General features: G+C 73.4%; 26 protein-coding genes. 17 read left to right on the top strand and 9 right to left on the bottom strand.

What is annotated here, in order from left to right; all coding sequences use genetic code 11:
* Positions 1 to 17: 17 nt before the first annotated feature.
* Positions 18 to 1,547, top strand: a complete 1,530-nt coding sequence (locus IE096_RS21560) for an ATP-dependent DNA ligase (protein ID WP_189454159.1) — start codon at positions 18 to 20, stop codon at positions 1,545 to 1,547.
* 98 nt (positions 1,548 to 1,645) lie between these two features.
* On the opposite strand, the gene IE096_RS21555 is transcribed toward IE096_RS21560, so the two are convergent.
* The gene (locus IE096_RS21555; RefSeq protein ID WP_189454157.1) at positions 1,646 to 2,062 is read right to left on the bottom strand and encodes an ankyrin repeat domain-containing protein; all 417 of its coding nucleotides are present in this window, start codon (positions 2,060 to 2,062) and stop codon (positions 1,646 to 1,648) included.
* Between the two features lie 104 nt (positions 2,063 to 2,166).
* Between IE096_RS21555 and IE096_RS21550 the strand changes: the two genes are divergently transcribed.
* Together IE096_RS21550 and IE096_RS21545 are read left to right on the top strand one after the other, a co-directional pair.
* Positions 2,167 to 2,361 (top strand): hypothetical protein, encoded by a 195-nt coding sequence (locus IE096_RS21550; protein WP_126913219.1) that lies wholly within the window; start codon positions 2,167 to 2,169, stop codon positions 2,359 to 2,361.
* Between the two features lie 18 nt (positions 2,362 to 2,379).
* Positions 2,380 to 3,906: a hypothetical protein gene (locus IE096_RS21545; protein ID WP_189454154.1), complete on the top strand. Its 1,527-nt coding sequence runs from the start codon at positions 2,380 to 2,382 to the stop codon at positions 3,904 to 3,906.
* Between the two features lie 19 nt (positions 3,907 to 3,925).
* Here the strand turns inward: IE096_RS21545 and IE096_RS21540 are convergent, their stop codons facing one another.
* Positions 3,926 to 5,431: an SCO1417 family PLP biosynthesis transcription factor gene (locus tag IE096_RS21540; RefSeq protein ID WP_189454152.1), complete on the bottom strand. Its 1,506-nt coding sequence runs from the start codon at positions 5,429 to 5,431 to the stop codon at positions 3,926 to 3,928.
* Between the two features lie 30 nt (positions 5,432 to 5,461).
* Here IE096_RS21540 and yczE point away from each other — a divergent pair, with 30 nt between their 5' ends.
* On the top strand, positions 5,462 to 6,238 hold the full coding sequence (yczE, locus tag IE096_RS21535) for a membrane protein YczE (protein ID WP_373298182.1): 777 nt from the start codon (positions 5,462 to 5,464) through the stop codon (positions 6,236 to 6,238).
* A gap of 257 nt (positions 6,239 to 6,495) precedes the next feature.
* Positions 6,496 to 6,870 carry an RNA polymerase-binding protein RbpA gene (locus IE096_RS21530; RefSeq protein WP_004948858.1) on the top strand — a complete coding sequence of 125 codons (375 nt, stop codon included), beginning with the start codon at positions 6,496 to 6,498 and terminating at the stop codon, positions 6,868 to 6,870.
* Positions 6,871 to 7,038: 168 nt separating this feature from the next.
* Here the strand turns inward: IE096_RS21530 and fxsA are convergent, their stop codons facing one another.
* From fxsA to IE096_RS21505, 5 genes are all read right to left on the bottom strand, one after another.
* On the bottom strand, positions 7,039 to 7,629 hold the full coding sequence (fxsA, locus tag IE096_RS21525; protein WP_189454150.1) for an FxsA family membrane protein: 591 nt from the start codon (positions 7,627 to 7,629) through the stop codon (positions 7,039 to 7,041).
* 79 nt (positions 7,630 to 7,708) lie between these two features.
* Positions 7,709 to 8,485, bottom strand: coding sequence for a polyprenol monophosphomannose synthase (locus IE096_RS21520; RefSeq protein WP_189454274.1), 777 nt, complete (start codon positions 8,483 to 8,485; stop codon positions 7,709 to 7,711).
* 8 nt (positions 8,486 to 8,493) lie between these two features.
* Positions 8,494 to 10,143 (bottom strand): apolipoprotein N-acyltransferase, encoded by a 1,650-nt coding sequence (gene lnt / locus IE096_RS21515; protein WP_189454148.1) that lies wholly within the window; start codon positions 10,141 to 10,143, stop codon positions 8,494 to 8,496.
* A gap of 500 nt (positions 10,144 to 10,643) precedes the next feature.
* Complete coding sequence (locus IE096_RS21510) at positions 10,644 to 12,272, bottom strand: amidohydrolase (protein ID WP_189454146.1); 1,629 nt, start codon at positions 12,270 to 12,272, stop codon at positions 10,644 to 10,646.
* A gap of 55 nt (positions 12,273 to 12,327) precedes the next feature.
* Positions 12,328 to 12,771 carry an Lrp/AsnC family transcriptional regulator gene (locus IE096_RS21505; protein ID WP_004948875.1) on the bottom strand — a complete coding sequence of 148 codons (444 nt, stop codon included), beginning with the start codon at positions 12,769 to 12,771 and terminating at the stop codon, positions 12,328 to 12,330.
* A 196-nt stretch (positions 12,772 to 12,967) separates the two neighbouring features.
* Here IE096_RS21505 and IE096_RS21500 point away from each other — a divergent pair, with 196 nt between their 5' ends.
* Positions 12,968 to 13,339, top strand: a complete 372-nt coding sequence (locus IE096_RS21500; RefSeq protein ID WP_189454145.1) for a hypothetical protein — start codon at positions 12,968 to 12,970, stop codon at positions 13,337 to 13,339.
* A gap of 85 nt (positions 13,340 to 13,424) precedes the next feature.
* On the top strand, positions 13,425 to 14,627 hold the full coding sequence (locus IE096_RS21495) for a threonine synthase (protein WP_189454143.1): 1,203 nt from the start codon (positions 13,425 to 13,427) through the stop codon (positions 14,625 to 14,627).
* A gap of 80 nt (positions 14,628 to 14,707) precedes the next feature.
* Here IE096_RS21495 and IE096_RS21490 read toward each other — a convergent pair whose 3' ends face one another.
* Positions 14,708 to 15,880, bottom strand: a complete 1,173-nt coding sequence (locus tag IE096_RS21490) for an acyl-CoA dehydrogenase family protein (RefSeq protein ID WP_189454141.1) — start codon at positions 15,878 to 15,880, stop codon at positions 14,708 to 14,710.
* A gap of 297 nt (positions 15,881 to 16,177) precedes the next feature.
* Here IE096_RS21490 and IE096_RS21485 point away from each other — a divergent pair, with 297 nt between their 5' ends.
* Complete coding sequence (locus tag IE096_RS21485) at positions 16,178 to 17,425, top strand: glycoside hydrolase family 18 protein (RefSeq protein ID WP_189454140.1); 1,248 nt, start codon at positions 16,178 to 16,180, stop codon at positions 17,423 to 17,425.
* Between the two features lie 69 nt (positions 17,426 to 17,494).
* Here the strand turns inward: IE096_RS21485 and IE096_RS21480 are convergent, their stop codons facing one another.
* Positions 17,495 to 18,367, bottom strand: coding sequence for a polysaccharide deacetylase family protein (locus IE096_RS21480; protein WP_189454138.1), 873 nt, complete (start codon positions 18,365 to 18,367; stop codon positions 17,495 to 17,497).
* A gap of 223 nt (positions 18,368 to 18,590) precedes the next feature.
* Between IE096_RS21480 and IE096_RS21475 the strand changes: the two genes are divergently transcribed.
* The 9 genes from IE096_RS21475 (at position 18,591) to IE096_RS21435 (ending at position 25,264) form a co-directional block, all read left to right on the top strand.
* Positions 18,591 to 19,187 carry a flavin reductase family protein gene (locus IE096_RS21475; protein ID WP_308430368.1) on the top strand — a complete coding sequence of 199 codons (597 nt, stop codon included), beginning with the start codon at positions 18,591 to 18,593 and terminating at the stop codon, positions 19,185 to 19,187.
* On the top strand, positions 19,184 to 20,674 hold the full coding sequence (locus IE096_RS21470) for an AMP-binding protein (RefSeq protein WP_189454135.1): 1,491 nt from the start codon (positions 19,184 to 19,186) through the stop codon (positions 20,672 to 20,674). The genes IE096_RS21475 and IE096_RS21470 overlap by 4 nt, the downstream gene beginning before the upstream one ends.
* A 6-nt stretch (positions 20,675 to 20,680) precedes the next feature.
* Positions 20,681 to 20,950 (top strand): phosphopantetheine-binding protein, encoded by a 270-nt coding sequence (locus IE096_RS21465; RefSeq protein WP_189454133.1) that lies wholly within the window; start codon positions 20,681 to 20,683, stop codon positions 20,948 to 20,950.
* Complete coding sequence (locus IE096_RS21460) at positions 20,937 to 21,314, top strand: ectoine synthase (RefSeq protein WP_189454132.1); 378 nt, start codon at positions 20,937 to 20,939, stop codon at positions 21,312 to 21,314. The genes IE096_RS21465 and IE096_RS21460 overlap by 14 nt, the downstream gene beginning before the upstream one ends.
* A 75-nt stretch (positions 21,315 to 21,389) precedes the next feature.
* Positions 21,390 to 22,529: an acyl-CoA dehydrogenase family protein gene (locus IE096_RS21455; RefSeq protein ID WP_189454272.1), complete on the top strand. Its 1,140-nt coding sequence runs from the start codon at positions 21,390 to 21,392 to the stop codon at positions 22,527 to 22,529.
* Between the two features lie 5 nt (positions 22,530 to 22,534).
* Positions 22,535 to 23,227: a transglutaminase-like domain-containing protein gene (locus tag IE096_RS21450; protein ID WP_189454130.1), complete on the top strand. Its 693-nt coding sequence runs from the start codon at positions 22,535 to 22,537 to the stop codon at positions 23,225 to 23,227.
* Between the two features lie 56 nt (positions 23,228 to 23,283).
* Positions 23,284 to 23,604 (top strand): DMT family transporter, encoded by a 321-nt coding sequence (locus IE096_RS21445; RefSeq protein WP_126913236.1) that lies wholly within the window; start codon positions 23,284 to 23,286, stop codon positions 23,602 to 23,604.
* The gene (locus tag IE096_RS21440; RefSeq protein ID WP_189454128.1) at positions 23,604 to 24,029 is read left to right on the top strand and encodes a DMT family transporter; all 426 of its coding nucleotides are present in this window, start codon (positions 23,604 to 23,606) and stop codon (positions 24,027 to 24,029) included. Before IE096_RS21445 ends, IE096_RS21440 begins: the two co-directional genes overlap by 1 nt.
* Positions 24,026 to 25,264, top strand: a complete 1,239-nt coding sequence (locus tag IE096_RS21435) for a styrene monooxygenase/indole monooxygenase family protein (protein ID WP_189454126.1) — start codon at positions 24,026 to 24,028, stop codon at positions 25,262 to 25,264. Before IE096_RS21440 ends, IE096_RS21435 begins: the two co-directional genes overlap by 4 nt.
* Positions 25,265 to 25,267: the final 3 nt, after the last annotated feature.

The raw sequence follows: 25,267 nt of genomic DNA, 5'->3' as shown, positions 1-25,267 counted from the left end.
CGGCGCACGATGAAGACATGCTGCTGATCGACGTGGCGCGGGCGTCGGAGGAGATCGCGGCGACCCGTTCCCGGTCGGCGAAGACCGCCGTGCTGGCCGGGGTGTTCCGGGCCGCCGGCCCGGACGAGGCGCCGGTGGTGATCCCGTATCTGGCGGGGCGGCTGCCGCAGCGCAGGACGGGGGTCGGCTGGAGCACGCTGCGCGACCTGCCCGCCCCGGCCGCCGTGCCCTCGCTGACCGTGGGGGACGTGGACCGGGCGCTGACGGCGATCGCCGCCGTCGCGGGCAAGGGCGCGCGGACCGAGCGCAAGCGGCTGCTGGACGGGCTGCTGGGGGCGGCGACGGAACGGGAGCAGCACTTCCTGCTGCGGCTGATCGGCGGCGAGCTGCGGCAGGGCGCGCTGGACGCGCTGGCCGTGGAGGGGCTCGCGGCCGCGTCGGGGGCGGCGCCCGAGGAGGTGCGGCGGGCGGTGATGCTCGGCGGCTCGCTGGGCGCGGTGGCCCGGGCGCTGCTGGCCGGGGGCCCGGCGGCGCTGGCGGAGTTCCGCCTGGAGGTGGGGCGGCCGGTGCTGCCGATGCTGGCGCAGAGCGCGAAGGACGTCGACGAGGCACTGGACCGGCTGGGGCCGTGCGCGGTGGAGGAGAAGCTCGACGGGGTCCGGGTGCAGGTGCACCGCGCCGGCGAGGACGTACGCGTCTTCACCCGCACGCTGGACGAGATCACCGGACGGCTGCCGGAACTGGTGGGGGCCGCGCTGGAATTGCCGGTGTCGTCGGTGGTCCTGGACGGCGAGGCCGTCGCCCTGGACGCGACGGGCCGCCCCCACGCGTTCCAGGACGTCGCGGGCCGGATCGGGACGCGGACGGTCGGTGCGGGGTCGGCGCTTCCGTTGTCAGCGGTCTTCTTCGACGTGCTGGCCGTCGAGGGCAGGGAACTGCTGTCACTGCCGACGGCCGAACGTCACGCCGTGCTGGCGCAGGCGGTGCCCGAGCCCTTGCGGGTGCGGCGGCTGGTGGTGGCGGACCCCTCGGAGGCGGCCGCCCGGGCCGCGGCCCGGGACTTCGCGGAGGAGACCCTGCGGCGCGGCCACGAGGGCGTGATGCTCAAGTCCCTGGACGCCGGGTACGTGGCGGGCCGCCGGGGCGCGGCCTGGCTGAAGGTGAAGCCGGTGCACACGCTGGACCTGGTGGTCCTCGCGGCCGAGTGGGGACACGGGCGGCGCCGGGGCTTCCTGTCCAACCTCCACCTCGGCGCCCGCCGCCCGGACGGCTCGTTCGCCATGCTCGGCAAGACGTTCAAGGGGCTGACGGACGAGATGCTGGCCTGGCAGACGGACCGGCTGAGGTCCCTGGCGGTGAGCGACGACGGGTTCGCGGTGTGGGTGCGGCCGGAGTTGGTGGTGGAGATCGCGTTCGACGGGTTGCAGCGGTCTCCGCGATATCCGGAGGGCGTGGCGTTGAGATTCGCGCGGGTGGTGCGGTACCGGGAGGACAAGGGGGCGGAGGAGGCGGACACGGTGGAGACGGTGCTGGGGTTCCTCCCCTGACCCGCGGCCCAACGGCGACCCGCGAGCCGACGTCCGCGCCGGCCGGCGGTGCTGAGGGCCCGTCACCCCGTCCCCGCACCCTCGGCCGGCGCGTCCGGTCAGTTGCCCTGGAGGAGGTCCAGCATGTCCTGGCGGGCGAACATGGCCGCCGTGTCGACGGCCGAGGGCATGCCCGCGGCCGGGTCCGCGCCGTGGGCGACGAGGAGGCGGACGACCTCCGTCTCGCCCTTGAAGACCGCGCCCGCCAGCGGGGTCTGGCCCCGGTCGTTGGGGCGGTCCACGTCGGCGCCGCGCTCCAGGAGGGCGGTGACCGTCTCGGGGTGGCCGTGATAGGCGGCGAGCATCACCAGCGAGTCGCCCCGGTCATTGGTGAGATTCACCGGAACTCCAGCATCCACATATGCGGCCAGGGTATCGGTGTCGCCGTGCCGCGCCAGGTCGAAGACCTTGGCCGCCAGCTGGAGCACCTCCGGGTCGTGCGCGGGCTCTTCGGATGCGGGTGTCGGCTCGGTCATGTTTTGTCATCCTCCGTACGGGTGTATCCCCAGTTGCTTAAAAAATACTTTCTGTGAAGCTGGAGGAACTTGTGGTGACCGCCCCCAGTTCCCAGGAGATTCCCATGATCCTCTCCATCTCGGGCGTCGTACTGCTCGGTGTCGTCGTATTCCTGTTCTTCCGCAAGGACAACCTCAAGCCCTCGCACGGACTCGTCTGCGCGCTGTTCGGCTTCTACCTCGCGGGAACGGGCATCGCACCGAGCATCAAGGCGGGCGGCGCGAGCCTCGCCAGCCTGCTGGGCGGCATCAAGTTCTAGGAGTCCTAGGAGAACGACGTGGGCCGGCGTGCACTCCCCCGCATCCCGACCGGGCCCGCCGCGCCCTCCCCGGGCCGGGAGCTGGCGCGCGGCCTCGCCGACAACGCCCGGGACACGCTCTACCCGCTGCTCGTCGTCGCCCGCGGGCTGCGGTCGCTGGCCACCACGGGGCGCCACGGCTGGGGGCGGATGCCACGTGAGCGCCGCGGTCCCACCCTGCTGCTCGTGGCCTCGTGCCTGGCCATCGTGGCGCTCGTCCCCTACGGGCCGACCCTGGGCACGGCGGCCCTGCTGGCGGCGGGCGCCTGGGCGGGGCGCGACCGGGGCGGGGCGCGGAAGGCGGCGGAGCCGGGCGAGGCGGAGAGCGACCGGCTCCAGGCGCTCTACGAGGCGCTCGTGCCCTACTTCTCCGCCCCGCAGGACCCCAGGCCGCTCTACGCGCCCGGCGGCGACTGGCGGCAGGCGTTCGAGGAGTACGCGTTCGACGGCCTGGGCCGGCTGACCAGCCTCCGGCTGCGCTACCCCGGCTACTTCACCGACGGCGAGGAGGGCGCCCGGGCCAGGATCGAGCAGTTGCTGCACGTCAAGGCGGGCCGGGGCCCGGAGTACCGCTTCGACTGGGACGAGGCCGCCAACCGCCTCGTCCTGGGCGTCCTGCCCGTGCTGCCCACCGACGTCTGGGCCCAGCGCTTCGTGACCGCGCCCGGCGAGACCGTGCTGGGCTTCACCGACCCGTCCGCCGTGCTGCGGACCGTGCCCGTGACGGCCGGCGAGGAGACGTACGACGCGCCGCCCGTCGTCTGGCGCACCGGCCCGCGCTCCACCGAGCCGCACCTGCTGGCCCTCGGCCAGCCCTCGGCGGGGGTCACGACGCTGCTGCGCTCGGTCGTCCTGCAGGCGCTGCTCCACGGCGACGTGGTGGTCGTGGACGGCGGGGGCGCGGGCGAGTACGCCTGCCTGGAGGGTCGGGCGGGGGTGCTGGCCGTCGAGTCCTCGCTGCCGGGCGCGCTCGCCGTCCTGGAGTGGGCCTCCCACGAGACGGAGCGGCGGCTCCTCGCCGCGGGGCGCGCCCGGCGGGAGGGGCGGGCCCTGCCCGCCGATGTGCGGCGCCCGCTGTGGATCGTCGTGGACCGGCCCGGGGCGCTGAGCCATCTCGCCGCGCGCGACGGGCGGCCCGATCCGCAGGACCTGCTGGCCGTGCCGCTGCGGCACGGGCGGACGGCGCAGGTCACCGTCGCGGTGGGGGAACAGCTGGAGGGCGTGGGGCGGCTCGCCGAGGCGGTCCTCGCCCACACCCGGGCCCGGGCGGTCCTGGGCGCGGTCGCCCCCGAACAGGTGACGGCCGTCCTCGGCGCGCCCTCGCACACCACACCGGCCGACCACGTGCCGCCGGGGCGCGGCTACGCGCGGATCGGCACGGGCCCGGTGCACCGGCTCCAGGTGCCGGCCACGCCGGACCCCTACGACGAGGAGACGGCCGAGGCGCAGCGGCGCGCGGTGCTCGCGCTGCTGCCGCAACCGGCCGCGCCCTCACCCACGGGGTGAGCGGGACCGGGGGCGTCCGTCACGCCACGAACGTGCGCGGCATCTCCACCGCCGCCGTCGCGCCGCTCGCCACCAGGCGGGCGGCTTCGGCGAGGCGGGTGGCGGCCTCTTCGGCGACGGCGCCGTTCACGGTGAAGGGCAGCCGGACGTAGCCCTCGAACGCTCCGTCGACGCCGAAGCGGGGGCCGGAGGGCACCCGGACGCCCAGGCGCTCGCCCGCCTCGGCGATGCGGGAGCCGGAGAGGCCGCCGGTGCGGACCCACAGGGTGAGGCCGCCGCGGGGGACGGTGAACTCCCAGTCGGGGAGGTGGCGTCGGACCGCCGCGACGAGCGCGTCGCGGTTCTCCCGCGTCTGGACGCGCTTTATGTCGAGGGACTCGCCCCAGCCCCCGGTGTTGAGCAGCCAGGTGACGGCGAGCTGGTCGAGGACGGGCGTGCAGAGGTCGGCGTAGGCCCGCGCGGCGACCAGGGTGCGGATCACCTCGGGCGCGGCCCGCACCCAGCCGATGCGCAGGCCGCCCCAGAAGGACTTGCTGGCCGAGCCGACGGTGATGACGGCGTTGCCCGCGGGATCGAAGGCGCAGACGGGACGCGGCAGTTCGAGGTCCGGGTCGAGCGCGAGCTCGGACATGGTCTCGTCGGCGACCAGCAGGGTGCCGGCGGCCCGGCACGCCTCGACCAGCTCCCGGCGCTGCTCCTCGGGGGCGAGGGCGCCGGTGGGGTTCTGGAAGTCGGCGATGACGTAGGCCATGCGGGGCGCGGCGTCGCGCAGGACCTGGCGCCAGGCGGCCAGGTCCCAGCCGGCGAGGCCGCCGGCCATCGCCACGGGGACGAGCCGGACGCCGGCCTCGCGCATGAGCTGGAGGACGTTGGCGTACGAGGGGGACTCGACGGCGACCCGCTCGCCGCGACCCGCCATCAGCCGGCAGATCGCGGCGACGGCGCCCATCGCACCGGTGGTGACCATGATCTGCTCGGGCATGGTGGGGATGCCGCGGGCCGTGTAGCGGTCGGCGAGGGCCTGGCGGAGGGCCGGCAGGCCGGCCGGGTAGTCGCCGTGGGTGTGGGCGTAGGGCGGCAGCTCCTCCAGGGCGCCCTGGACGGCGCGGGTGAGCCAGGGCTCGGGGGCGGTGAGGGCGGCGCAGCCGAGGTCGATGACGGAGCCGGCGGCCTCGGGCGGCAGCGGGTCCAGGCCCCTGGTGGGCAGCGGGTTCCCGGCGGGCACGGCGGTCCAGCTGCCGGCGCCGCGCCGGGACTCCAGGAAGCCCTCGGCGCGCAGGGCCTCGTAGGCGGCGGCGACGGTGGTGCGGCTGACGGACAGGGCGGTGGCCAGTTCGCGCTCGGCGGGCAGCCGCGCGGCCACGGGGACGTGGCCCTCCAGGACGAGGAGCCGGACGCGGTCGGCCAGGGACCGGTAGGCGGGGGTGCGCCGGCCGCCGAGCGGTGTCACGGTGTCACGGGCGTGGGGGGAGCCGAGGAGGCGGGCCAGCTGCGGTGCCCCCACCGAAGAGGTCCACTGGGTCATCTCGTGCAGTCCACCTTTCCGGGATTGGCTATGGATCAATGTTCGATCCAGTCCACAGACTGTCACGTCAAGGCCACTCGCACCACCACAGGGGGGTACCTCTTGTCCGCGCCCGTTTCCGCGCCGTCCCGGAGTCCGGGGCTGGGCCGCCGTCTCGTCCAGTTGTACTGCGGGCTCGTGCTGTACGGGGTGAGCTGCGCGCTGCAGCTGCGCGCCGGGCTGGGGCTGGCCCCCTGGGACGTGCTCAATCAGGGCGTGGCGCGGCACACGGGCCTGTCGATCGGCACGGTGGTGATCGCCATCGGCGCACTGGTGCTGCTGCTGTGGATCCCGCTGCGGCAGCGCCCGGGGCTGGGCACGGTCTCCAACGTACTGATGATCGGCCTGGTGATGGACGCCACGCTGAGCGTGACGCCCACCCCCCATTCGCTGTGGATACGGATTCCGCTGCTGCTGTTCTCGGTGGCGCTGTGCGCGGTGGCCACGGGCCTGTACATCACGCCGCGCTTCGGCCCGGGCCCGCGCGACGGGCTGATGACGGGATTGCACCGCAGGACGGGCCGGTCGGTGCGGCTGGTGCGGACCCTGATCGAAGTGGCCGTGCTCGCGACCGGCTTCGCGCTGGGCGGTTCGGTGGGCGTCGGCACGGTGCTCTTCGCGGTGGGGATCGGGCCCCTGGCCCAGTTCTTCCTGCGCTTCTTCGCCCCCGCGGAACGGCGGCCGACGGTGCCCGTGGCGCGCTCGGCGGCGGTACCGGAGACCCCGGATCCGGCCAGGTCCACCCAGGACGCACCGGACCCGGTTTAGGCGCGAAACCGGCGGGCCGGTAGTGTACGCCTTCGACCCGCCGGACGGACCGTTACTGCGCGCTCAAGTAGCAACAGCACAGGGTGACATCTATTGCCAGATGTGACAAAACGGGCGCTGGTGGGTACAACAAGGGGCGGCACGACGGGCGACGCATGTCCCTCAACGGGGAATCTTCACCGCCGACCGGACGTTGACCGGATGACGACGACAGCGACACCTGTCCTGTGGGCGACAAGCCCGGGAGGCACGAATTCATGAGTGAGCGAGCTCTCCGCGGCACGCGACTTGTGGTGACCAGCTACGAGACCGACCGCGGCATCGATCTGGCCCCGCGCCAGGCGGTGGAGTACGCATGCCCGAACGGCCATCGATTTGAGATGCCGTTCTCGGTAGAGGCGGAGATTCCGCCGGAGTGGGAGTGCAAGGCGTGCGGCGCCGTGGCACTCCTGGTGGACGGCGACGGTCCCGAGGAGAAGAAGGGCAAGCCCGCGCGCACGCACTGGGACATGCTCATGGAGCGGCGCACCCGCGAGGAGCTGGAGGAGGTGCTGGCCGAGAGGCTGGCCGTCCTGCGCTCCGGCGCCATGAACATCGCCGTGCATCCTCGGGACACGCGCAAGTCCGCCTGACGGCGGTCTCCGCGCGTTTCCATCGCACGACCGATTGCACGACCAAGGGCCCGGGCCACTGCGAAAGCAGTGGCCCGGGCCCTTTCGTGCCCCGAAGGGGCGCGGGGAACTGCGCGACCAGCCACGGACGGCCCGCAGACGTACGCCCCCGCTACCGGCGCGGAGCGCTCAGCGCGGGAGCTGGGGGTCGTCCGGGCGGGGGGCCGGCGGCCGGTCCTCGCGGACGACCTCGCCCTGGACGACCTTGCCGTCGGGCTGCCGCATCCTGGCCCGCTGCGCCTGCTGGAAGGCGTCCCCGAGCGTGCCGGGCGCCGCCTGCGCCGCGTAGCCGGTGAGCTTCCGCTCGGCGGTCCTGCGGATCAGCGCCCTCGTCGGCGGGAAGAGACAGAGCAGCCCGGCCACGTCGGAGATCAGCCCCGGCACCATGAGCAGCAGGCCGCCCAGCATCGTCAGGCCGTTCCCGCCGCCCTCGCCGCCCTGTGGGGGCTGAGGGGCCGCGCCCTGCTGGAACGAGCCGCTGAGCCGCTGCCAGGCCCGCCGCCCGGCCCGCTTGATCACATACGCGCCGGCGATCACTCCTCCGGCCAGCAGGGCGAACACGGTGAGCCCGCCCGCCGCGCCCGCCACCAGCACCAGCAGCCAGATCTCCAGCACCGCCCACACGGCCACCCCGAGGGGAACGAGCCTGCGGGCCCGGCCGCGCCCCGGCGGCCGGCTGTTCAACGTCTGCTGCTGCTCCTGCTGCGCTCCGAACGTCATGCCTCAAGTGTGCCCGGACGGCGGACGAACGGCCGGAGCGCGCTTATGGATCCCTTACCGGGCCCGGCGGGACGAGCCGTCAGCGCTCCTTGCCGAGGGCCTTGGAGGTGGCCTTGGCGACCCGGGAGCCCACGCCCCAGGACGTGACCCGCCACAGCGCCTCCGCGACGATGTCGCGGCTCATCTTGCTGTCGCCCAGCTCGCGCTCGACGAAGGTGATGGGGACCTCCACCACGTGGAAGCCCGCCTTGACCGCGCGCCAGGCGAGGTCGACCTGGAAGCAGTAGCCCTGGGAGGCCACCTCCTCCATGCCCAGCCCCTCCAGGGTCTCCCGGCGGAAGGCCCGGTAGCCGCCGGTGACGTCGCGGATCGGCACGTCGAGCATGAGCCGGGAGTAGGTGGAGCCGCCCCGGGAGAGGAACTCGCGGGACTTGGGCCAGTTCACGACCCGGCCGCCGGGCACCCAGCGCGAGCCCAGCACCAGGTCGGCGCCCTTGAGCGCGGTGAGCAGCCGGGGGAGCTCCTCGGGCTGGTGGGAGCCGTCGGCGTCCATCTCCACGAGCACGCCGTAGCCGTTCTCCAGACCCCAGCGGAAGCCCGCCAGGTAGGCGGCGCCGAGCCCCTCCTTGCCCTGCCGGTGGAGCACCTTGACGTGCTCGTCCTCGGCGGCCAGCTCGTCGGCGAGCTTGCCGGTCCCGTCGGGGCTGTTGTCGTCCGCGACGAGGACGTGCGCCTCCGGCACGGCCTGGCGCACCCGGGCGACGATGGGCTTGATGTTCTCCGCCTCGTTGTAGGTCGGGATGATCACCAAGGTCGTGCCGAGCGGACCGAATCTCCGCTGACCACCGTCGTTCACTTCTGGCACTACTGGCCCTTCCGGTTCGAGGTCTCGTCCGCCCGTGCCCGACGGGAGGTCAGGACCGCCGCCGCGCAGGACAGAAGACCCACCATAGCGAGCGCCCATTCCGGGCCCGCACCGACGCGGTCCGCGACGGTCGTGCCGTCACGCAGGGGGATGCTCGCGGAGATCACGTCCCGGGTGAACTCCTCGCTCCGCCGGAGCACCCGCCCGTCGGGGGCGACGACCGCGCTGATGCCGCTCGTGGCGGCCGTCACCACGGCCCGGCCGTGCTCGACGGCGCGCAGCCGGCTCATGGCCAGCTGCTGCTCGGGCTGGCCGGTGCGGCCGTAGGTGGCGTTGTTGGTCTGGACGACCAGGGCGCGGGCGCCGGCGGCCACCGTGTCGTGGACGATCTCGTCGTAGGCGACCTCGAAGCAGATGACGTCGCCGAGCCGGGCCGGGCCGACCTGCAGCACCCCGGTGTGGTCGCCCGGGTAGAAGTCGCGGGGGACGCGCTGGAGCCGGGTGATGACCTTGCTCAGCTGGTCCCGGAAGGGCACGTACTCGCCGAAGGGCACCGGGTGCTGCTTGGCGTAGGAGGCGCCGGGGCCGGTCACCGGGTCCCAGACGATGCCCTTGTTGTCGATGTAGCCGCTCTTGCCGGGGTGATCGACGAGGGCGCCCACCAGGACGGGCACGCCCACGGCCCGCACGGCCTCCTGGATGCGGTCGTAGGCCTCGGCGTACTGGAAGGGGTCGAGGTCGGAGGAGTTCTCCGGCCAGATCACCAGGTCGGGCTTGGGCGCCTTGCCGGCCTTGATGTCCCGGGCCAGCTGGAGCGTGGCGTCGACGTGGTTGTTGAGCACCATCAGCGGGCGGCCGAGGAAGTCCATGCCGGGCTTCTCGACGTTGCCCTGGACGATCGCGATGTTCACGGTGTCGTCCGCCTTCGTGGGCACGGGCACCGCGTACCCCGCGAGCGCGAGCACCACGGCCGTCCCCAGCGCCCCGGCGGCGGGCAGCACGGCCCGGACGCCCGGCAGGCCGCCCCGCAGCCGCCACGCGGCGAGCAGCGCGTACGCCAGCAGCCCGCCGGCCAGGGCCACCGCGAAGCTCACCAGCGGCGCCCCGCCCAGCGCGGCGAGCGGGGTGAAGGGGGAGCCGGTGTTGGCGAAGGCCAGCCGGCCCCAGGGGAAGCCGCCGAACGGCACCCGGTCCCGCGCCCACTCCTCGGCGATCCACAGGCACGCCCCCCACAACGGCCACACGGGCAGCCGGGAGGTCAGCGCGAGCCCGGCCCCGAGCACGGCCAGGAAGGCCGCCTGGAGGACCGACAGGCCCAGCACGGCGTCGTAGCCGACCACGTGCAGCCAGCGCAGCAGGAAGAAGAAGAACGGCAGCCCGAACGCGAAGCCCGTCCAGGCGCCCTGGCGGGCGGTGCGCCCCCGGGTCAGCACGGCGAGCGCGGCCACCGCCACCACCGACAGCGGCCACAGGCCGTACGGGGGGAAGGCGGCGGTGAGAGCGACGCCCGCGACGGCCGCGAGAGCCGTGCGCCGCGCCTCGCGGCGGACGAGCCGGGCCAGGCGGACGGCCCGGCCGGGGCGCGGCACGGGGGCCGGGGGCGGCGGGGCCAGGGTGGCTTCCGGTGTGGTTTCGGGACCCGAGGGCACGGTCGCTTCTTCCTGGAGCTGGCAGGGGTGTCAGCTGACGACCGTACCTCGGTCGGGGGCCCTCGCGGCCCCGAGGGGCGACGGCACCGCCCCCGCGCACGGGTCGGAATGGGGGCCCGGTGTCCTTCGGGCCGACTTTCGGAACCGCCGGCTGCGGTCGGCCGAGAGCCGTTGTCTACTGAACGTCCGGGCCCCACCCGGGTCGCACCTGCCGGCCCGGCCGAACCGTCCCTCGCCCCCGTGCGCTGAGCCTGGCTCCCAGTGGCGGGGCGCCTTCCCGGCGCACCGCCCCATGGCCCAGCGGCGTTCGACGACTGCGTGGAGGTTCCCCGGTCGGACGTCCTTGGTGGACAGCGGAGAACCTACCGGCCGCCGCCCGCACTGTGTCAACACCCTCGCGACCTGCGTGTGTCGCCCAAATCAGCAGGTCAGTACGGTAGATGGCGCCCTGCGGGTGCGGCCCCGGGGACGTCGTTCGGCGGTACGTGGATCTTGGCGCGTCACCCGTTCGGGCGCGCGTGGACCGTCCGCCCGCCCACGACCGTCCGCAGGCACACCGGCAGCGGGGCGCCCGGGGTGAGGTCGGGCAGGCCGGGGGTGCCGGAGCGGGGATCCGTGGACCAGTTCGCCACCCGGCTGTCGGGCACCTGGACCACGAGGTCGCCGGTCTCCCAGACCGCGTAGTCCGCGGGCGCGCCCGGCACCAGGACGCCCGCGTCGTCCCGGCCGATCGCCCGCCAGCCGCCGCGCGTGTGCGCGGTGAAGGCGGCCCGCACCGAGACCCGGTGGGACGGCGTGCGGTGGAAGGCGGCGGCCCGGACCGTGCCCCAGGGGTCGAGGGGGGTCACGGGGCTGTCGGAGCCCAGCGCGAGCGGGATCCCGGCGCGCAGCATGGCCGCGTACGGGTTGAGCGTCCGGGCCCGCTCGGGGCCCAGGCGCTCGGCGTACATGCCCTCCTCCCCGCCCCAGGCCGCGTCGAAGGCGGGCTGGACGGAGGCGGTGAGGGCGAGCTCGGCGAAGCCCGCGATCAGCTCGGGGGTGAGCATCTCGGCGTGCTCGACCCGGTGCCGGGCGGCACGGACGCGCTCCAGGCCCACCTTCTCGGCGGCCGCGCGCACGCCCTCGACGACGGCGGTGAGCGCGGCGTCGCCGATGGCGTGGAAACCGGCCTGGATCCCGGCCTCGGTGCAGGCCGCCACGTGGGCGGCGACGGCGGCGGCGTCCAGGTTCTCGGAGCCCGTGCTTCCCGGGGCGTCGGCGTAGGGCTCGTGGAGGCAGGCGGTGTGCGAGCCGAGCGAGCCGTCCACGAACAGGTCGCCGGCGGCGCCGAGCGCGCCCAGCGCGCGGATCCGGCCGGCCGCCTCGGGGGTGGTGATCCGCTCGGCCCAGTAGCCGGTGACCCGGGGGCCGGGCTCCTCGGCGGCCAGCCGCAGCAGCCCGGTGAAGTCGTCCTCGGAGGAGATCAGCGGCCCGGCGCACTCGTGGACCGAGCCGATGCCCAGCGCGGCCGCGCGGGCGAGCGCGGCGCGCTGCGCCTCGGCGCGCTGGGCGGGGCCGACGGTGGCGTGCGCGGCGGCGCGCACGGCGTGGTGGGCGTCGCCCGTCAGCGGGGCGTCGGGCGCGAAGCCGGACAGCTCGCGGACGCCGGGGACGAGGTCGAGGAGGGCGGTGGTGACGACGGCGGAGTGGACGTCGGCGCGCGTGAGGTACAGCGGCCGGTCGCCGGTGGCCTCGTCCAGCTCGCGGCGGGACGGGGGCCGACGCCCGGGCCAGGCGCTGGCGTCCCAGCCGTGCCCGAGCAGCACCCGGTCGGCGGGGCGCGCGGCGGCGTACGCCCGCACCCGGTCCAGGGCGGCGGCGAGCGTGGGCACGCCGGTGAGGTCGAGGCCGGTGAGCGCGAGACCGGTGGCGGTGGTGTGGACGTGGGCGTCGGTGAACGCGGGGGTGACGAGCGCGCCGCGCAGGTCGACGACCTCGTCGACGCCGTCGGCGAAGGAGTCGGCGGCGCCCTCGGAGCCGACCCAGGCCACGCGGCCTTGTTCCACGATCATCGCGGTGGCGAAGGGATCGGCGGGGCTGTAGACGTCTCCGCCGCGCAACAGCACGGTCTTGTCCGGTCGCTCGGTCATGAGGATGAGTCTCTCCCCTGACCCGCCCCTTCCCGAAACCGGGGCTCCGCCCCGGTCACCCCACCCGCGGCGGCCGCGCCTCGTACGGCGTGGACAGCACGATCGTCGTCCGCGTCGAGACCCCCGCCAGCGAGCGGATCCGCGCCAGCAGGTGCTCGAGCTCCAGCGGTGTGGCGACCCGCACCTTGAGGATGTAGTTCTCGTCGCCCGCCACGCTGTGGCACGCCTCGATCTCGGGGATCTCGGCGAGCCGGTCCGCGATGTCGTCGGGCGCGCTGGGATCGAAGGGCTTCACCGAGATGAAGGCGGTCAGGGGCAGCCCGACGGCCTCGGGGTCGACGACCGCCGCGTAGCCGCGGATGACGCCCCGTTGTTCGAGCCGGCGCACACGCTGGTGCACCGCCGAGGTGGACAGGCCGGTGGCCTTGCCCAGGTCGGTGTAGCTCATCCGCCCGTCCTTGACGAGCAGCTCCACGATCTCTTTGTCCAACTCCTCCACGCGGGTCAACCTACTGGTTCATGGCGCGCCGGGCACAGTCGACGGCGCCACAGGCGCACGGAGCGTGTGACCAATGCCACAGACACGCACCCGTGTCCTCCCACGCGCGGCGATTACCCGCCTTGTCGTACGGGAAGTGCTTGCTGTGGCCGCGGCCGAGGTGCCCGGCCGGTCCATCCGAGGGGGAAAACACACCATGCCCAGCCTGGAACGCCTGGAAACCGACGGCGACGGCGGTCCGTACGAGGAGACCTACGAGATGTTCCGGGTGATGTGCCCGGACTGCGCGCGGCCCATCGCGCTCCTCGCCGACGAGGACGTGCTCCCGGAGCACGCGCTGTGCCCGTCCCCGTGGGATCCGTTCGGGCTGACGGTCTGCCCGGGCTCGGGGCGCGGCGCGGAGGAGGCCCATCCGGCCGACGAGTCCCAGGGCGCCCAGGACCTGGACGCGGCGCTGCTGTTGACGCTGCCGGAGAGCCTGGACTGGCGGACGCAGCCGTTCTCGCACATCGGGGGGCCGGGCTCGCGCCCGCTGCGGGTGCCGGAGCAGGGCGGCCGCCGCTCCTGACGGCGGATCGGCGCCGGGGCGGGCTGCTACGGTCGGAGCCTCGCGCGCCACGCGCGCGAGGCCCTACGACCCTTCAGGAGTCCGCGTGCCGCTGCCGATACCCCTCCACTGCCCGCGCTGCGGTGCCGCCGCCCAGGACTTCTCGGGCTGCGCGGCGTGCCGGGAGGAAGGGATCGGCGCCAACCCGGTGCCACCGCTCGCGGATCTGTCCGGGCTGTCCCTGGAGAGGTACCCGGGCGGGCCGTGGGGCTGGCCCTCGGCGCTGTCCGCGCCCGTCGGCGACCCGGTCACGCTCGGCGAGGGCGGCACGCCGCTGGTGTCCCTGCCGGAGGGCGGGCCGGACGGGCTGTGGGTGAAGTACGAGGGCGCCAACCCGACCGGTTCGCACAAGGACCGGGCGATGGCCGTGGGCGTCGCGGCGGCGCTGGCCGCCGGCGCGGACACGGTCGCGGCGGCCTCCTCGGGCAACGCGGGCGCGGCCGTCGCCGCGTACGCCGCCCGGGCGGGCCTGCGCTGCGTGGTGTTCACCACGGGCGAGGTCCCCGGGCCGCTGCGGGCGCAGATCGACGCGCTGGGCGCGGTGCGGGTCGTCCGGGACGGCACGGCCGCGCGGAACGCCGCGATGCGCGAGGCCGTCGAGCGGTTCGGTTGGTATCCGCTGACCAGTTACGCCACTCCCGCCCCGGGCGGCAACGCCTATGCCAACGAGGGCTACAAGTCCGTCGCGTACGAGCTCGCCCGGGACGTCCCCGGTCTCCGCGAGGGCGCGGGGGCCGTGGTGGTGCCCACCTGCCGGGCCGATCTGCTGTCCGGGATCGCCCGCGGCTTCCGGGAGCTGCGGGCCGCCGGGCTGGTGGCCGGCGTGCCCCGGCTGGTCGCGGCCGAACCGGCGGGCGCCGCCCCCTACACCGCGGCCCTGGCGCTCGCCGGACGGGCGGAGCAGGAGCGGGTGTCGCTGGACCCCTTGCCCTCCCCCGCGTTCTCGCTCGGCGAGAGCCGTCCGGTGTGGCAGGGGCTGGACGCGCTGTGGGGCGCGGACGGGACGGCGCTCGCCGTGCCCACGGAGGAGTTCATGGCCGAGCACCGGGCGCTGGCGGCGCGCGGGCTGTTCCTGGAGCCGTCGTCGGCGGTGGGCGTCGCGGCGGCCCGCCGCGTGCTGCGGCACGCCCCTGCTGGCGGCGGGCCGGTGGTCGTGATCGGTACGGCGACCGGGCTCAAGGACACGGCTGGTGTCGGCGGGCCGACGGCCGAGGAGCGTGTGCCGGAGCTTGCGGAGCTGCTCGGCTGAGCCGCTGAGCGCCCCGCGGGCGGCTGCGGGCCGTCCTTGGTCGGTCGCGCAGTTCCCCGCGCCCCTTCGGGGCTCGCCCGTCAGTGCGACTCCGGCCCCGCGAGGTGCCTCGCCACCACCATCCGCTGGATCTGGTTCGTGCCCTCCACGATCTGCAGAGCCTTCGCCTCGCGCATGTACCGCTCCGCGGGGAAGTCCGCCGTGTAGCCGTAGCCGCCCATGAGCTGCACGGCGTCGGTGGTGACCCGCATCGCCGTGTCCGAGCAGAAGAGCTTGGCCATGGCGGCCTGCTTGGCGAAGGGCCGGCCCGTGTCGCGGAGGCGGGCGGCGGCGAGGTAGAGCGCGCGGCCCGCCTCGATCTGGGTGGCCATGTCGGCGAGCATGAACCGCAGGCCCTGGAAGTCGGCGACCGGGTGGCCGAACTGCCGTCGCTCCTGGGTGAAGGACAGCGCCTGGTCGAGGGCGGCCTGGGCGACGCCGACGGCGCAGGCGGCGATGCCGAGCCGCCCGGAGTCGAGGGCGGACAGGGCGATGGCGAAGCCCTGGCCCTCGTCGCCGAGGCGACGGGCGTCGGCGACCTCGACCCCGTCGAAGTGCAGCTGGGCGGTGGGTGAGCCCTTCATGCCCATCTTGCGCTCGGGGGGCGCGGCCGTCAGGCCCGGGGCGTCGCCGGGTACCAGGAACGCGGTGATGCCGTGGGGGCCCTCGCCGCCCGTGCGGGCCAGGACGGTGTAGAAGTCGGCGATGCCGCCGTGGGTGGTCCAGGCCTTGGTGCCCTCGATGGTCCAGGTGTCGCCGACGCGGGTGGCACGGGTGCGCAAAGCGGCGGCGTCGGAGCCGGCGGCCGGTTCGGAGAGGCAGTAGGCGCCCAGGAGTCCCCCGCCGAGCATGGCGGGCAGGTATGTCTGCCGCTGCTCCTTGGTGCCGTATCCGGCGAGGGCGTGGCAGGCGAGGGTGTGGACGCTCACACCGAGGCCCACGGTGAGGCGGGCGGCGGCGAGCTCCTCCAGCACCTGGAGGTAGACCTCGTAGGGCTGGTCGCCGCCGCCGAACTCCTCGGCGTACGGCAGGGCGAGCAGGCCCGAGGCGGAGAGCAGCCCGAAGACCCCGCGCGGGAAGTGCCCGGCGTCCTCCTCCTCGGCGGCGGTGGGCGCGATCTCCCGCTGTGTCAGGTCCCGCACGAGCGAGATCAGGTCGCGGGACTCCTCGGTGGGCAGCTGACGCTCCACCGGTTGCGGTCCGTGATCGGTCATGGCGGCGGCTCCTCCCTGTCGGGCGCTGCGGCGACGGCCGCCCGAGGGTGGGGGCGACGCTGCCGTGGATGCCCAGCCGATGGTCCGGCGCCGGGTCCCGAGCTCGCGTGACCTGCGGCTGTGGCGGTTGGAGTATGCCCGTTCGCGGGCGCGACGTCACCGGTCGGCAAATCTTGCACAACTTGCCGGGAGCTTTGGTACGAACCATTGACCGTATTGGTCTAGTCCTCCTACGGTTTCCCCACTGTTCAACGCGTCCATGCCAAGAGCACGTCCCTCCCCCACCGAGGAGACCTCATGCACAGACCGCACGGAATGCCCGGACCGCTCCGCAAGCGCGCCCGCACCTGGCTCACGACGGTGGCCGCCGGGGCCGCCCTGCTCGCGGGCGGCCTCACCGCGAGCCCGGCCACGGCCGACGACACCACGGACACCTCGGCCGGCCGACGCGTGGTCGGCTACTTCACCGACTGGGGCGTCTACGAGCGCAATTACCATGTGAAGAACATCGAGACATCCGGCTCCGCCGCGAAGCTCACCCACATCAACTACGCCTTCGGCAACGTCACCGGCGGCAAGTGCGCCATCGGCGACGCCTACGCCGACTACGACAGGTTCTACGACGCCGCCGGCAGCGTCGACGGCAAGGCCGACACCTGGGACGACGGCGCCCTGCGCGGCAACTTCAACCAGTTGCGCAAGCTCAAGAAGCTCCACCCGAACCTCAAGGTGGTCTGGTCCTTCGGCGGCTGGACCTGGTCCGGCGGCTTCGGCGAGGCGGCGAAGAACCCCGCCGCGTTCGCCGAGTCCTGTTACGGGCTGGTCAAGGACCCGCGCTGGGCCGATGTCTTCGACGGCATCGACATCGACTGGGAGTACCCCAACGCCTGCGGGCTGACCTGCGACACCAGCGGCCGCACCGCCTTCCGCGACGTCATGGCGGCGCTGCGCGCCAGGTTCGGGGGCAAGAGCCTGGTGACGGCGGCCATCACCGCCGACGCCTCCGCCGGCGGCAAGATCGACGCTGTCGACTACGCGGGCGCCGCCCGTTACGTCGACTGGTACAACCCCATGACCTACGACTACTTCGGCGCCTGGGAGGCCAAGGGCCCCACCGCCCCCCACTCGCCCCTGACGTCGTACAACGGCATACCGAAGACCGGGTTCGACACCGACGCCACCCTCACCAAGCTGCGGTCGCTGGGCATCCCGTCGTCCAAGCTGCTGCTGGGCATCGGCTTCTACGGGCGCGGCTGGACCGGCGTCACCCAGTCCGCCCCCGGCGGCACGGCCACCGGGCCCGCGAAGGGCACCTACGAGGCCGGCTTCGAGGACTACCGGGTGCTCAAGAACACCTGCCCGGCCACCGGCACGGTCGGCGGCACCGCCTACGCCAAGTGCGGCGACAACTGGTGGAGCTACGACACCCCGTCGACCATCGCCGGGAAGATGGCGTACAAGAACCGGCAGAACCTGGGCGGCACGTTCTTCTGGGAGCTCAGCGGCGACACGGCCGACGGTGAGCTGATCAAGTCCATCAACTGATCCCGAACCGATCCCGCCGAAAAAGCGCCTCCCGTCCGGCAGTCCCGGACGGGAGGCGCTCGTCGTTCCTCACTCCGCCGGGAAGAGCCCCGGCTCGATCTCCGGCGGCGCCAGCGGCCGGGTGGCCAGGGAGGTGTCGGCCTTGGCGCGCTCGGCTATCTCCCGGCACGTCAGGAACTCCACGTCACCGTGCGACATGCCGTACTCGATCAGGGAGCGCAGCGCCTCCGCGCGGCCCGGACGGCCGGTGAGGAAGGGGTGGTTGGTGAGCATGAACAGCGAGTTGTAGCGCCGCATCGCGTCCAGCTCGTACTTCCACATCGACAGCACCTTCTGCGGGTCCTCGATGATGGACCCGATCTGCGGCGCCGGCAGGAACGCGTACTGCTCCCAGTCGTCCAGCGACCAGTGCGGGGGCAGTTCCACCACGTCGCCCCGCTCGGTGGGCACGTGATAGGGGCGGTCGTCGTTCATCATCGACGAGTCGTAGGCCAGCCCGTACTCCGCGACCAGCGAGGCCGTCTGCCAGCTCGCCTCCCACAGCCCGGCCCGGTGGCCGTACACGGGCACGTCCTGCTTCTGGAAGACCTCCAGGGCGCGCTCGAAGTCGTTCCGTTCCTCGGCGAACGTCATCGACGTCGCCGGTACGTGGCTGTAGGAGTGGTGCGCCACCTCGTGGCCCGCCTCCACCACCTGTGCCACCAGATTCGGGCGGCGCTCGGCCACCCAGCCCGGGAAGAAGAACGTGGCGGGCACGCCGAGTTCGCGGAGAATTCCCAGGATGCGCGGCACGCCGACATCGGGGCCGAATGCCTGATGGGTCATCGTCATCGCGTGCCGTGCGTACTTCTCGCCCATGGAGAGCACACCGGTCTCGGCGTCCACATCGAATGTGAGCGCCACCGCCGCGGCCTTTCCGGGGCCAAGCCAGGATGCAGTCATGAAAGGGACCCTAAACAGGGCGGGGGCCCTTCACAATGGACACTCGCACATGATCACGGCCCCTTCCGTGTAGATCTGTACAACCGCCCCCGCCGGTACCCTGATTAACGGCCTCGACCTGCGCCGATACGGTCCCCACGGAGCCCCTCACCACTCGGACGGGTAGCCGGGCGGCACTACCCGAAGAGGTAGTGGAAGCGGCTTCACCGCACCTCGTACAGTCATGGACGTCCCCGAGAAAAGCCCTCACGGAATGGCAGTGACAGTGATGGCATTACCCCCGACATCCCGGGTGCGGGCACAGCCCGAAGAATGCCCGGAGCGGGAATTCCGCGCGGCGGCCGGTAAATTCGCGTCCGGTGTCACGGTGGTCGCGACAAGAAATGGCGGCGAAGTGTTCGCCAAGACCGTCTCGGCATTCGGGTCGCTCTCCCTGGAGCCGCAGATGGTGTCCGTGTCCATCGGGCGGATGAGCCCGCTGGTGACGGCGGTCCTCGCCACCGAGGTCTTCGCGGTCAGCGTGCTCCGCGACGACCAGCAGCGCGTCTCCCGCCACTTCGCCACCCGAGGCAACGGCAGGGCCATCGGCTCCTTCCCGTCCGTGGCCACCGAATCGTTCGTCACCGGCGCCCCGGTCGTCAGCGGATCCCTCAGCTATTTCGACTGCCGGCTGGAGAGCGTGGTGGGCGGTGGCGACCATGCCCTGCTCATCGGCCGGGTGGTCGCCACCGGCAGCGTCCCCGGCCGCCCGCTGGTCTACTTCGACGGCGGCTACCGGGAGATCGACGCGACCGGCGCCACGACGGGCGTGCCCGCATGAGCCCGCTCACCGCCGCCTTCGACGACCGTGCCCGGCGCACCCCCGAGGCCCCCGCCCTGATCTGGCGCGGCACGGCCGTCCCGTACGGCGAACTGGGCGCGCTCGCGGGCGTCTTCCAGGAGCGGCTGCGCCACCTGGGCGGTGACCGCGCGGCACCCGTGTGCGTACCCGCCCGCAGAACCCCGGAGACCCTGGCCCTGCTCGTGGCCGCGCTGCGCGACGGCCGCCCCGTGCTGCTGCCCTCCGCCGAGCTCGGCGCCGACACCCTGCGCGAGCTGACCGCCGGCGCGGGCATCGACCGTGTGCTGACCGCCGAACCCTCCTACGACGGGCCCGGCGGGCTCGGCGTCGAGACGGTCGTGCCCCGGGCGGACGCCCCGGCCGTCCCCGAGGGAACGGGCCTGCTGCTCACCACGTCCGGCTCCACCGGGACGCCCAAGGTGGTGCCCCTGCCGCTCGACGCCGTCGGCCGCTTCACCGCCTGGGCGGCGGAGCACTTCGGCCTCGGGCCGGACACGGCGGTGCTCAACTACGCGCCCCTCAACTTCGACCTGTGCCTCCTGGAGGTCTGGTCGACCCTGGCCGCCGGCGGCCGCGTGGTGCTCGTCGACCCGGACCGGGCCACCGATGGCGCGCACCTCCGCGAGCTGATCTCCGCCCATGACGTCCACCTCGTGCAGGGCGTGCCGCTGCTCTACCGGCTGCTCGCCGAGGGCGCGGACCCCGCGGAGCCGCTGAAGTCCGTGCGGCATGTCGTCCTCACCGGTGACGCGGTGCCGCCGCGGCTGCTCGCCCGGCTGCCGGGGCTCTTCCCGGACGCCTCCTTCGCCAATGTCTACGGCTGCACCGAGACCAACGACAGCCTGATCCTCGACGCCGGGCCGCTGCTGCCCGCCGACCCGGAGACGGCGGGCCCGCTGCCGCTCGGCAGACCGCTGCCGGGCGTCCGCGCCCTGGTCCTCGGGGAGGACGGGCGGCCGCTGGAAGGGCCCGGCACCGGCGAACTGCTGGTGCACACCCCCTTCCAGGCGCACGGCTACCTGGATCCCGCGCGCGGCGCCGACCGGTTCGTCCGCCGCGCCGACGCGGACGGGCCCCGGGTCTGGTTCCGCAGCGGCGACCTCGTCCGGCGGACCGCCGACGGCACCCTCCACCTGGTCGGGCGCACCGACTTCCAGGTCAAGGTGCGCGGGTTGCGGATCTCGCTGGAGGAGGTCGAGCAGACGCTGCTGGCCCACCCCGAGGTGGCCGACGCCGTGGTCGTCACCGTGCCCGACGAGGCGGCCGGCAAACGGCTCCAGGCCCTCGTGCGCCGCGTCCCCGGCTCCGCCCTCCACGTCCTCGCCCTGCGCGAGCACTGCGCCCGGCGGCTGGCCAGAACCGCGATACCCAGCGACATCCGCGTCACCGACGCGGCCCTGCCGAAGGGCCCCACCGGAAAGAACGACCGCGCCGCCGTCGGCGACGTACGGCGGCTGAAGGGATAACAGGGCATGAACCGCCCCGCGGAAATCAAGCGCTTCCTGATCTCGGAGTTCCTGCCGGACCTGAGCGCCGATCAGCTCGATCCCGACTACGACCTGCTGGCGACGGGCGTGATCGACAGCCTTCAGGTGGTCCGGGTCGTCAACTGGGTCACCACCCGTTACGGCGTCCCGCTCGACCAGGTCGAGATCACCCCCGGCGACTTCCGTTCCGTGAACGCCATCGACGCGTTCGTCACCGCTTTCGAAGAGACGAGGAGCCACCATGTTCACGCGTGAGAAGGACAAGGTCCAGACCGTCGAGTGGGGGAACGGGCGCAGCAGCAGGCTGCTGACCGAGTCCGACGGCATGGGATTCACCGTGGCCGACACGCTCGTCCGGGCCGGCACCAAGTCCCGGCTGCAGTACCGCCGCCACCTGGAGGCCTGCTACTGCATCAGCGGCCGGGGCGAGGTCGTCAGCGCCGACGGCTCGAAGAGCCTCACCATCGAGCCCGGCGTGCTCTACGCCCTCGACGAGCACGACGCCCACTTCCTCATCGCCGATCCCGACACCGATCTCCACCTGATCAGCGTCTTCAACCCGCCGCTGCGGGGCGACGAGGTGCACAGCCTCGACGAGAGCGGCTTCTCCCACTACTAGAGCGCCCGTGGACGGGAGGCCGGGCACTTCTCCCCTCCGGCCTCCCCGTCCGGACCACACCGAGAAGGTCGATACCTGATGCACTGGTCGGAAGATCAGCGAGAACTGCGGGCCGCGATCGCGGCCTTGGGCGAACGGCTCGGCGAGGGGCACCTGGAGCGCGACCGCACGGGCGAGTTCTCGCACGACAACTGGAAGCTGCTGCGCGAGTCGGACCTGTTCCGGCTGCCCTTCGAGGAGCGCTGGGGCGGCCTGGGCCAGTCCCTCACCACCACCCTGTACGTCCTGGAGGGCCTCGGTCAGGCATGCCGCGACGCGGGCCTGAGCTTCTCGGCGACCACGCACATGGTGAGCACCGGTGTGCCGATCCAGCGCTTCGGCTCGCCCGCGCTCAAGGAGCGGTTCCTGCCGGCGGTGTGCGCGGGCGAGGTGATCGGCGCCCACGCGATCTCCGAGCCGGAGGCCGGCTCGGACATGCTCTCCCTGCGCACCACGGGCCGGGTCGAGGACGGCCACCTCGTCCTCAACGGCAACAAGGCGTTCGTCACCAACGGCCCCATAGCCGATGTGTTCGTCGTGTACGTCTCGACGGGCGAGCGCGGCAGCCCCTTCGGGATCACGGCCGTCGTCGTCGAACGCGACCGGCCCGGCCTGACGGTGGGCGGTCCGATGGCGAAGATGGGCCTGCGCACCTCCCCGCTCTCCGAGCTGTTCTTCGACGACTGCCGGGTGCCCCTGGAGAACGTCATCGGCCGCGTCGGCACGGGCTTCGTCGTCTTCGACCACGTGATGAAGTGGGAGGTCCTGTGCTCCTTCGTCGTGAACGTCGGCGAGATGCGGGCCCGCCTGGAGCGCGTGGTCGAATACGCCCGCACCCGTGAGCAGTTCGGCAGGCCGATCGGCTCCCACCAGGCCGTGGCCCACCGGATCGCGCGGATGCGCGTCGCCACCGACACCGCCCGGACCGCCCTGTACGAGGCGGCGCGGAAGGTCGAGGCGGGCGAGGACGCCACGGTGGAGGTCGCCACCGCCAAGCTCCTGGCCAGCGAGGGCAATCTGGCCTCCGCCGTCGCGGCCGTGCAGACCTTCGGCGGCTACGGCTACATGGCCGAGTACGGCCTGGAGCAGGACCTGCGCAACGCCGTCGCCGGAACGATCTACTCGGGCACCACCGACATCCAGTACTCCCGCATCGCCACCACGATGGGTCTTTGAGGACGATGAGCACACCAGACTTCGCGGAACTTCTGCGTCCCACCGAATTCCTCGACCACGACTCCCCGGAGGTCCGCGACTTCGTCGCGCGGTCCGGGGCCCTCGAGGAGACCACCGCCGCCGGGAAGGCCGTCCGGCTCTACTACGCCGTGCGCGACGGCGTCGACTACGAGGTCTACGGCACCAGCCTGGAGCGCGCCGCGCTGCGGGCGAGCTCGGTGGCCCGCGCCGGAAAGGGCTTCTGCCTCCACAAGTCCGTGCTCTACGCGGCGGCGGTCCGCTCGGTCGGCGTCCCCAGCCGGCTGGTCTACGCGGACGTGCGCAACCACCTGGCCTCGGAGCGGCTGCGGCGCATGGTGGGCGGCGAGGTCTTCCACCACGGCCTGGTCTCCGTCCGCCTCGACGGCCGCTGGCTGCGCGTCACCCCGGTCTTCAACGGCCTGCTGTGCCGCCTGTACGGGATGACGCCGCTGGAGTTCGACGGCACCGCCGACAGCGTGTACCACCCCTACGACGCCCAGGGCGGGGGGCAGATGGAGTTCCTCACGGACTACGGCGACCACGCCGACGTGCCGTACGAGCGGCTGATGGCGCGCATGCGCGCCAAGCACCCCTGCATGTTCGCCGACGGGGCCGCCGGGGCCGCGATCTCCGGCAGCGGTTCGCTCGCCGACGAGGCGCCCGTCCCCGCACCGTAGACCGCCCCGAAAAACCACCCGGAAACACCCGGAAACCACCCGGAAGTCACCACTCCATGGCCTGGATCTACCTTCTCATCGCCATCGCCTTCGAGATCGTCTTCGCTCTCGGCGCGAACGCCTCCAAGGGCTTCACCCGCCTGTGGATCTCGCTGATCACCCTGGTCGGCATCGTCGGCGGCATCTACTTCATCAGCCTCGCCCTGCGCACGCTGGACGTGAGCGTCGGCTACACGATCTGGACGAGCGTGGGCGCCCTGGGCACGGTCGTCCTCGGTGCCGTGATCTTCAAGGAGAAGATCACGCCCGCCAAGCTGCTGTGCTTCGCCGCCATCATCGGCGGCGTGGTCGGCCTCAAGTCGATGGGGGCGGCCTGATGGGCGAACGACGCACCGAGAGCGCGAAGGCGTGGACGCTCCTGCTGATCGCGGCCGCCTTCGAGATCGTCTTCGCCCTGAGCTCCGCCGCCAACGAGGGCTTCACCCGCCTCGTGCCGTCGCTGATCACCGCGGTGGCGGGCGGCGGCGGGGTGTACCTGCTGAGCCTCGCGCTCAGGACGCTCGACGTCGGCATCGGCTACACCGTCTGGACCGGCATCGGCTCGGTGGGCGCGGTGGTCTTCGGGGCCCTGCTGTTCGGCGAGAGCATCACCGTCGGCAAGGTCGTGTGCCTCGTGGCGATCATCGGCGGCGTACTGGGCCTCCACATGACGACGGAGAGCACCCCCGAGGCGGACCAGGCGGCGGACGACACGGCCGGCCGGCCGGAATCCGTGGAACCGGAAAGGACAGCCAAGCAATGAAGCACAGCACGCGGTCGATCGCCGTCGTGGGGGCGGGCCAGGCGGGCCTGCAGCTCGCCCTCGGCCTGCGCCGCTCCGGCCATCACGTCACCCTCGTCTCCAACAGGACCGCGCGGCAGGTCCTCGACGGCCGGGTGATGTCCACGCAGATCATGTTCGCCGACGCCCTGGAGACCGAGCGCCGCCTGGGCCTGGACCACTGGCGGGGCGAGGCGCCCGCCATCGAGGGCCTGTCCTTCACCGTGGCCCCCGGCGCCGTCAAGGCCATCGACTTCGAGGCCCGGCTCGCGGCTCCGGGCCAGTCGGTCGACCAGCGCGTCAAGGTCGCCGCCTGGCTGGAGGAGTTCACGGCCGCCGGAGGCGAGCTGCGGATCGCCGAGGCGGGCGTGGCCGAGCTGGAGGAGCTGGCCGCGAGCCACGACCTCGTCCTCGTCGCCGCCGGCAAGGGCGAGATCGCCGGGATCTTCGAACGCGACGCGGAACGCTCGCCGTTCACCGCCCCGCAGCGCGTCGCGGCCGTCTCCTACGTCCACGGCCTGCGCCCCCGCGACTCCTTCGTCGCCTGCTCGGCCAGCCTCATACCGGGCGTCGGCGAGTACTTCATCGTCCCGGCGCTGACGAAGAGCGGCCCCTGCGACTGCCTGTTCCTCAACGGCGTGCCCGGCGGCCCCCTGGACGCCTTCGCGGACGTCCGCTCCCCCGAGGAGCACCTGGACGTCACCAAGAAGCTGCTCGCCGAGTTCCTGCCCTGGGAGGCCGAGCGGGCCGCCGCCGCGGTGCTCACCGACCCGGGCGGCGTGCTCGCCGGGCGGCTGACGCCGACCGTGCGCAAGCCGGTCGCCACCCTGCCCTCGGGCCGGCGGGTCCTGGGCGTCGCCGACGTCCTCGTCGTCAACGACCCGCTGACCGGCCAGGGCTCCAACAGCGCCGCCAAGTGCGCCGACGTCTACCTGCGGGAGATCCTCGCGCACGGGGACGAGCCCTTCGACGCCGAGTGGATGACGGCCACGTTCGAGCGGTTCTGGGAGTACGCGCGGCACGTCACGCGCTGGACCAACGGTCTGCTGCCCCCGGCGCCCGCCCATGTGGTGGACCTGCTCGACGCCGCCCAGCGGCAGCCCGGGCTGGCGAGCCGGATCGCGGAGGGCTTCAACAACCCGCCGGGTCTGGACCCCTGGTGGCACGAGCCCGAGGCGGCCCGCCGGGAGATCCTCCCGGAACCGGCCGTCCGGTGACGG

The organism is Streptomyces abikoensis, assembly GCF_014648775.1.
GTDB lineage: Bacteria > Actinomycetota > Actinomycetes > Streptomycetales > Streptomycetaceae > Streptomyces > Streptomyces abikoensis.
The sequence above is the reverse complement of the archived record's forward strand: the minus strand, read 5'-3'. Positions and strand labels throughout refer to the sequence as shown.